The sequence below is a fragment of the Oleiphilus sp. HI0123 genome, assembly GCF_001635315.1.
Genome location: NZ_LWGE01001567.1, coordinates 1 through 1879 on the forward strand (window position 1 = coordinate 1; position 1879 = coordinate 1879).

Here is a 1879-nt window from a genome sequence, read left to right on the forward strand (position 1 = left end):
GTCTTACAGACAGCCCTTATTGGTTTTGTTTGCAATCCCTTTTGGAATTCTAGGCTCACTTTTCGGTCATATGTTATTAAATCTGGAATTAACGCTTTGATCGCTTTCAATTCTTGAGTGTCAGGTTCACCGGTTTCTCTACACTTAGGGATCTTCACACTGGTGAAACCGAGATCGTTCAGCATGTGCTTCATTATGCTCATGCCGTCACCATTGGCGTGCTGGAAGATATCTACTTTTAGCGCTTCTTCTTGCTCTGAGGTGTGAGGCGTATATCGCCCCCAATATATGTCATCACTTACGCCTAGCTTGCGCCTTTGTTCAAACCATAAGGCAACATGATCTTTCGGGTGACGTTGAAATATACTCATGATGCCTGATCCGTCTTGAGAACGTTAAGGGTATTTTTCGCATCAAGCCAACCTGCTTCCCAGCTTGAAGTTAATACCTCATCATTATATGGGCTCTGTGATTTCTTCTTCGCTCGACTGCCCTGCTCAAAACCGCGTTGATAGGCGTCTTCAACGCTCTCGGAGTCGAGCGCATTATTCGTTACCTGTTTGCTAGCGGTGCTTAGGCTCTTGATATATTGATCCAGTAATAGGTAGCTTGCGGGCACTAAAAGCAAGCTGATCAGTGTTGCAAAAATAACCCCAAAGGCCAGCGATACGGCCATGGGTATTAAAAACTTAGCCTGAATGCTGGTTTCCAGGATCAAAGGTGTTAAGCCTGCAAACGTTGTAATTGACGTTAAGAGTATTGGCCTGAAGCGTTTCTTGCCAGCTTCGCATACTGCACTAAAGATATTCACGCCCTTCTTGCGCAGCTCATTAATACAGTCCATCAAGACCAGGTTGTCATTGACGACAATACCGCTGACCGCCACCATACCTATGAATGACCAAAGCGTTAATTCCAGATTTAATAACATATGACCGAAAAGTGAGCCTAGAATTCCAAAAGGGATTGCAAACAAAACCAATAAGGGCTGACTGTAAGACGAGAATAAAACCGCCATCATCAAATACATTACGAAGATAGCGATTAGATAACCGTTAAACAGAATATCTAAAAACGCCACAATACTTTTTTGTTTACCTGCGGTTCCCCACTTCATATCTGGATATTGCGCGACTAGCGTGTCGAGGTAGTGTTCTTTAAGGTCCTTTTGAATATTGTAAACCGAGTTATGTTCTGTATTGACGTATGCGCTCACGGTCACCACTCGCTTGCGCTCATAGCGGCGAATATTATTCGGTGCCTGTCGGAAGTGAATATCAGCAATTATTGACAAGTCTATATAGCTGCCATCTGCTATCAAAATTGGCAGGTGCTCCAGGTACCACATCGAAGCTCGTTCTTCTTCAGGCAAGCCTAGCCAGACATCGACTTCATCATCTTGCGTTTGGATCGTTTGCACCACTTCACCCTGATACGCCCTATTGACTTGCCTGATAACCTGCTCAAGCGTTAGTCCAAGTGAAATAGCGTTATCCTTTAAGGTGATCTGCGCCTGTTTTTTCTTTTCATTAAGGGAGTCTGCCAAGTCATAAGTTCCGCTGTAATGACTCAGTTTATCCTTTAACTGTTTCGCAGCAGTTTCAAGCTGTAAGCGATCATAACCGGAAAGCTCAATATTGATATCAGGCTTTGAGGGGCTTAGGCTAGAACTAAAACTAAGCTTGCTTGCTCCATCAATACGGCCAATCAACTCGCGCCAACGGTTTAAGACTTCCTGACCGCTACGCTCTCTCGTTTTTGAGTCAGACAGTTCTAGCGTTACTTGGGCGGTATGATCAAGGTTTTGTTTGTTTTCCTGATTCGATATCTTAAGCGTTGGGCCGATAACCGAATAAACGTGCAAGATTACAGGTTCACT

Annotated in this window: 2 protein-coding genes; both read right to left on the reverse strand. The window is 44.1% G+C overall.

The window, feature by feature from the left end; translation table 11 throughout:
• The coding region (locus A3761_RS21000) for a hypothetical protein (RefSeq protein ID WP_156492004.1) at window positions 1-371 on the reverse strand (371 nt) is incomplete at its 3' end.
• A partial coding sequence (locus A3761_RS21005; protein WP_197473157.1) for an efflux RND transporter permease subunit occupies window positions 368-1879 on the reverse strand: 1512 nt, incomplete at its 5' end. The genes A3761_RS21000 and A3761_RS21005, both read right to left, overlap by 4 nt.